The 6,290-nt window shown below is 64.1% G+C and carries 4 protein-coding genes; 3 read left to right on the forward strand and 1 reads right to left on the reverse strand.

Translation table 11 applies throughout. The features are described 5' to 3' along the window. Positions 1 to 85 precede the first annotated feature (85 nt). Together VLJ37_09605 and VLJ37_09610 are read left to right on the forward strand one after the other, a co-directional pair. A complete protein-coding gene (locus VLJ37_09605; protein HSA59924.1) occupies positions 86 to 925 on the forward strand; it encodes a hypothetical protein in 840 nt (279 codons plus the stop codon). A gap of 17 nt (positions 926 to 942) precedes the next feature. Further along, positions 943 to 1,137, forward strand: coding sequence for a hypothetical protein (locus VLJ37_09610; GenBank protein ID HSA59925.1), 195 nt, complete (start codon positions 943 to 945; stop codon positions 1,135 to 1,137). Here VLJ37_09610 and VLJ37_09615 read toward each other — a convergent pair. Next, positions 1,134 to 5,309, reverse strand: coding sequence for a sigma 54-interacting transcriptional regulator (locus VLJ37_09615; GenBank protein ID HSA59926.1), 4,176 nt, complete (start codon positions 5,307 to 5,309; stop codon positions 1,134 to 1,136). The two genes, VLJ37_09610 and VLJ37_09615, sit on opposite strands and share 4 nt — an antisense overlap. Before the next feature lie 230 nt (positions 5,310 to 5,539). On the opposite strand from VLJ37_09615, the gene VLJ37_09620 reads away from it, so the two are divergent. Beyond that, positions 5,540 to 6,290 (forward strand): RnfABCDGE type electron transport complex subunit D (locus VLJ37_09620; GenBank protein ID HSA59927.1); only part of this gene is annotated, 751 nt, incomplete at its 3' end.

Here is a 6,290-nt window from a genome sequence, read left to right on the forward strand (position 1 = left end):
AATAATATATAGCAATATTAGGCAGTTATAAAAGTTACCCACTGGCACAAACCTTGCTCCTTCAGAGACAACAAGGAGATCGGATATGCCCCCCATCGGTGAGACATCTTACGTCGCCTCGTTTGACGAGGATCCGGTCCTCGGTAGTCTGGATGCTCGTTTTGCGATGGAGGACGCCGCGCTTTCGGGGATGATGGGGGGGCTCTCGAGACCGCCGGAGACGGGCGGGCAGTTGATGGCCCTGTTGACGGCGATGATGGCGCACCGGGAGGAGACGGGGCACTACGAGCCGCCGCCTCCGCCTCCCGATACCTCGGCCCAGGACGCCCAGACGGCGGCGATGGTGGGCCAGAGCCTTGCCGCCTTGGCGCAATCGACGGCGGCCATCGGCGCGGCGGCCTCGGGCAACGGCGGAACGGCCGCGGCGGCCCCGGCCAATCCCCCTCCGGCCGCGGAAGCGCCCGCAGAAACCGCTTCGACGTCCTCCGTACCCCCGTCGACTTCGACGGCCGAGACACCCACGGAAACATCGACGGGATCGACCGAGACGCCGACGGAAACACACACGGAATCTGCGCCGCCTCCGGCGGCCGAACCCGTTGCGGAGGCCAGGCCGCGCGGGCACGGAGCGGGAGGAAGAAGGCGCAGCGCGCCTCTGCCGCCGGGACCTCCTGTGGAAGTCGGGTCGACCACGACGGCCGTTGTTGAGGAACCCGCTGAAGCTGATCCGCCTCCTCCGTCCGTCAGGATGTCTCGGGAACCCGGAAGAGAACACCTGGCCGATTTGGGAGGGGGGCTTTATGCCGATCCGGAGACGGGCGATACCTACGCCGAGAATATGGTGACCCACGAGTTGGAAAGGACGGGACGGCTCTCGGAGGGCGATTTGGCGAGATTACGTGAACATATGCCCGAGAGGTCGTAACCGAAGGGCCCACAACCATGCAAACCGCCGCCCTCATCCTCGAGTTTGTCACCCCCCAAGGCGCCTACGACCGGGTCCGCACCTTGGTCGAGGTCCTCGACCGGGAGGACATCCGACAAAAAATGAACGAGCTCGCATTGACGGAAATCCCCTCCGGGGCAGTCATCCAGGGCGGGACGATTGAATGGCTCCAGATGGCGGAGCCCGTCTAACTCAGCTCCTTCTCCACGTACGCCTTCATCGACACCCGCTTGGTCGGAATCCCATACTTCTCCATCTGCGTGTAGAGATAGCGGCGCGAAATCCCCAAGGCCTCGGCGGCCTCGCCCTTGTGGAAGCCGTTCTCCTTCAACGCCTTGAGGAGGAGGCTCTTCTCATCGAACTCTTTCCCTTTCGGCTTGGCGGACTTGGCGGGCTCCGGGGCATGAAGAACGGACACCGCCTCCCCGCCGAACAGGACCTTCTTGAAGTGGAAGGACTTGGGCAGGAGCTTGCCCTTGTAGTGGAAGAGCGAGGCGCTGCGGATCGTGTTCTCCAGTTCGCGGACGTTGCCGGGCCAGCTGTATTCCGTCAGGAGATCCAGGGCCTCGGGCGCGATCTCCAAGGGTTCCTTCTTTTCCGCGAGCGCAAGCCTCTTCAGGAAGTGTTGGACCAGGATGGGGACGTCCTCGACGCGTTCCCGGAGCGGCGGCAGCGTCACCGTCATGCCGTTTAAACGGTAGAAGAGGTCTTCACGGAATTTCCCCTGGCGAACCAGCTCGTTTAGGTCCTTGTTGGAGGCGGACACGACGCGCACGTCCACCCGGATGACCTCGTTGGAGCCGACAGGCCGGATCTCCCCCTCCTGCAGGAAGCGCAGCATCTTGGCCTGGAGCGCCGGGCTCATGTCCGCGATCTCGTCCAAAAAGACCGTGCCGCCGTCCGCGTGGTGGAGGAGGCCCTTCTTGTCCCGGTCGGCGTGGGTGAACGAGCCCTTCTTGTGGCCGAAGAGTTCGCTCTCGAGGAGGGTCTCCGGCAGGCTCGAACAGTTCTCGGAGACGAAGGGCTTCTTGGCGCGCGGACCCTTGAAGTGCAGGGCGCGGGCGATCATCTCCTTGCCGGTGCCCGATTCGCCGTAGATCCAGACGGGGATCGACGAATCAACCAGGCGGTCGACCAAGGAGAGGACCTCCATCATGGGGCGGGACTGGCCGACGACTTCGGCGTATTCGTGGGTCAGCTGGAGCCGCTGCTCCTCAACCTCCTTCTTCAGCGTCACGATCTCGTCCTTCATGTCCTCGATGGTCTTGGCCTTCTGAAACGCCAGCGCCGCCTGGTCCGCGAACATTTGGAGGAGCTTCACGTCGTCGTCCCGGAAGACGAGGGGTTGGTAGCGGTGGTCCAGGTAGAGGACCCCGATGGCGCCCTCCGCCGTCTTGAGGGGGAGGGCGCAGATGGCCTTGAGCTCCAGCTCCTGGATGCTGGCCGCGTTCTTGAAGCGCGGGTCCAGGGCCGCGTTGTCGGTGACGACGGCCTCGCCTCCCTCCATGGCCTTGCGCACGGCCGAAAGGCTCAGGCGGAACTCGTTTCCCTTGAGGAATTCCTTCGAGAGATTCCTGGAAGCCCGCACCTGCTCGTCGCGCGTGACCAGGAATCCCCGCTCGGCGCCGGAGAGCTGCATGGCGCCCTCCAAGATGCGGGAGAGGATGTCGTCCACCTCCGTGGAGGTGAGCAGGTCGCGCATGATGGCGTTCAGTTGGTTCAAGATGTCCATGGATGTCTCCTTGTGCAAAACGAGTTTTTGGTAATCGGGCCGGTCTTCGAAGCTGATCTTGAGGGCGTCGGGGAGTTTCTGGTGAATCGCGAGGAGACGGTCGCGCGCTTGATCCGGGTTTCCGGAGATCTCGCCCGACTCAAGTCGCTCGATCTCCCCTTCGATTTCCCCCCGCGAGGCCCGCACTTCCGGGGCGTCGCTGAGGGCATTGGCTTGATCGATCAGGGCGCGGGCCTCGTTGAAGTGGCCGACCTCCGCCTGGGCGAGGGCGTGCTCAAGGTGGTTTGAGGCCCGCTCGGCCGGCGTCCCAAAAAAGAGGAGGAGACGGCGCGCGGCCGCGAACTCCTCCAGGGCCGTGGCGAGGCCCGCGCGGCGCAAATCCAAGACGCCCCGGTTCTGGTGCACGCGCGCGAGGAGGGCCTCGTCCTTGGGATCGGAGGCGATCTCCAGCGCCCGGGCGTAAGCGGCCTCGGCATCGTCCAGGCGGCCCAGCTTCACTGCCAGGTTCCCCCTTTCGAGGACGGCGGCAAAGACGGAGGCGTGGGAGTTGACCGCCCAGGCGACGGCCTCGCTCTCGTCCAGGGCCTGAAGGGCCTTGTTCCAGTTGCCGAGGTCGGCATCGAGTCGGGCCTCGTTCAAGAAGACCTCGGCCTTCTGTTCGCTCGGGTCGAGGAGGAGGGCGCGCGAGGATTCGAAGCGGCGGCGGCTGCCCTCCCATTGCCTCTCGGACAAATCGAGGACCCCCAGGAGGGCGTGGGCGCGGGCCAGCCTCGGCCGGTGGGAGGCTTGCTCGGGCCGCCCGTTTGTCAGGCAAAGCTCCAAGTGACGGCGGGCCTTGGCGTTGTCGCCCAGGTTCCGGAGGGCCACGGCCGAGGCCAGGTGAAACTTGACGGGGTTCAGGCCCTCGGGATCGTCCGGAAAATCGGCAAACCATTCCTGGAGGACCCGGAGCTGCTCGCTCCAAGCGCCCTTCGTCCCGTAGGCGTTGGCCAGCCCTCTCAGGAGCGGTTCGCGCTCGCTCGGAGGCGGACTCAAGGAGAGCGCGACTTCATAGAGACGGATCGCGCGCTCGGCCGCCCCGCGCCGCTCCAGGGCCTCCGCCGCTTCCAAGACCCATGCGTGGCGTTTGGGATGGGAGGCGACGTGGAGGGCGTGGTGCGCGAGGGCTTCCACGTCGCCCATCGGCTCCCAGTAGGCGATCCAACGCCTGTGGACATCGGGATTCGCCGACAGGTGTTTGGCTGTGACATGCCGAAGACCAGCGGCGCTCAGTCGAAAGAGCGATTCCGCGACGGCGACGGGCGTGAGTCCCGTCACGAAGGCGATTCCGGAGGGCGGCGCATTCTCGCCCGCTGCGGTGAGGGCCTCCCAGACTTGAGCGTCGGTCTTGGAGAGCTTTTCGACGCGCTTCCTGAGGAGGGACTCGGAGCCTTCGCGCCGGGCCGGGTCGAGAAAGCCCTCGGGCGAGAGGACGATTTGGAGGACGCCCTCCTCGCGGGCCAAGTCGCCGAGAAACGCGGCGGTCTCGGGGGCGAGCCGGTCGTCGTTCGCCTCCAAGACGAGAAGACCGTCCGCGGCCGCGTCATCCAAATGGCGGAAGAGATCGCGGCGTTCGGACGGGGAAAGGGTTTCTTGGACCTCGCGCGATTCGGCCCTGAGACCCCGGAGCGCGGCGTGAAAGGTGAGCTCGCGCGCGAAACGCGTCTTTCCGGTGCCCGTGACGCCGCGCGCGATGAGGATGCCGTTTCGATGCCCTTCGAGGAACGCGACGGCCGCCGCCCATTCCGCGTCCCGGCCGGTCAAGCGAAAGGGCTCGCCGCCTTCGCGCGGCGCATCGGCGGCCAGGGGCTTGTCGGCGCCAAGCGCGTCCAAGACGTCCCGCGCGGACTTGAAGCGCGCGGAGCGGTCCGTCTCGATCATCCGGTCGATGATCCGTGCGGTACGGGACGGAAGATTGAGCCCGCGTGTTTCCAACCGTTGGAAGGCCGGCGAAAAGAGTTGCGAGAGACCCTGGGCGTCCGGCCTTGGATGCTGCCGCGCGAGGATCTCGTAAAAGACGGTTCCGAGCGCGTACAGGTCGCTCGCCGGCAGACGCTCGCCTTGGAGTGACTCCGGCGCGAGGTAGGGGAGGGACCCCTTGATTTTCCCCGGCGTCGCGCCTTCCGTCGTCAGCGAGGCGAGGCCGAAGTCGACGAGGCGCACATGGTTCTCCCGGTCGACCAGGATGTTGCCGGGCTTCAAGTCTCCATGCAGGACGCCCTGGGTATGCAGGTAGTCGAGGGCCTCAAGGCACTCGCGAAGCCATGAGGTCACTTGCTCCGGGTTGGCCTGCCTCGCCACTTCGGTCAAGGAGGTGCCGTCGACCCAGACCATCCAATAGCAGGGGCCGGGTTCGATGCCCGCGATGCCTTCCCCGGTCTTGGAAAAACCGTAGACGGCGACCAGGCCCGGATGCCGGAGCTTGGAGAGGAACAGGGCCTCCCGCTCGAAGTTGGCGACGGAAAGGGGGGAGAGGTCTTTGAGAACTTTGAGAGCGAATTTTTGGGAAGTTGCGGTATCGTGCGCGAGGTAGATGGAACCGGCGGCCCCGGAGCCGATCAGACGGTCTGCCTTGAGTTTGGCCGGATTCACTGACGTATTTTAGTCGGATCGGTAAGAAGCGTCAATCATGCACATTTTTGTGATGATTCTGAAACCCCTGGCGGGGCCTCCCTCTCTATGACGCGGCCCTGTTCGTTCTCGCGGTGACGGTGAGGGTTTGATTTTACGAAGCATTTACAGCGGTTTCTTAAGACCCGTGCTAAAAAACCATCACACCCTAACGGGTGCGATTCAGTCGAATATTCTTTAAGGAGTGAAACGTGACCTCGCGTCTTGATCCCCGGTATTACCAAATCACGGTCCTGGGGATTCTCCTTGGCTACGGCATCTTCGTCCTGCGCTTCGACATGACCTGGGAGCGGGTCGTGTTGATCGTGGGATCGACCCTCTTGACCCAATACGCCTGCACCCAGGTGTGGAAACTCCCCGCGTTCGATTTTCGAAGCGCCCTGATTTCCGGGTTTTCCTTGAGCCTTTTCCTCCGGACGAATCGTTGGGAGTTGGTCGTTCTTGCCGCCGTCATCACGATTCTGTCCAAGTTCACGCTGAGATGGAAGGGGAAGCACTTGTTCAATCCCACGAACTTCAGCGTCGTCTTCATGCTGATCTTCTTCCCGGACGACATCTGGGTTTCGGCCGGCCAGTGGGGCAACGCGATGGTCGCGGCCTTTTGCATGGTGGGGATGGGCAGTTTGGTCGTGTACAAATCGCGCCGCAGTGACATCACGCTCGCCTTCCTCGCGTTCTGGGCGGCCATTCTCTTCGGCCGTTCGCTATGGATGGGCGAGCCCATGACGATCCCCTGGCACCGGATGCAAAGCGGTATCATCCTGCTCTTCGCCTACCATATGATCTCGGACCCGAAGAGCACGCCGGACTCGCGCGCGGGCCGCATCCTTTTTTCGGCCCTCGTCGCGGCGGGGGCCGGATACGTCCAGTTCGGGCTGTTCCGGACCAACGGTCTCTTGTGGTCCCTGGCGGCGTGCCATCTCCTGGTGCCCGTGATCGATC

This window comes from bacterium (assembly GCA_035454885.1).
Taxonomy (GTDB): Bacteria; UBA10199; UBA10199; order JACPAL01.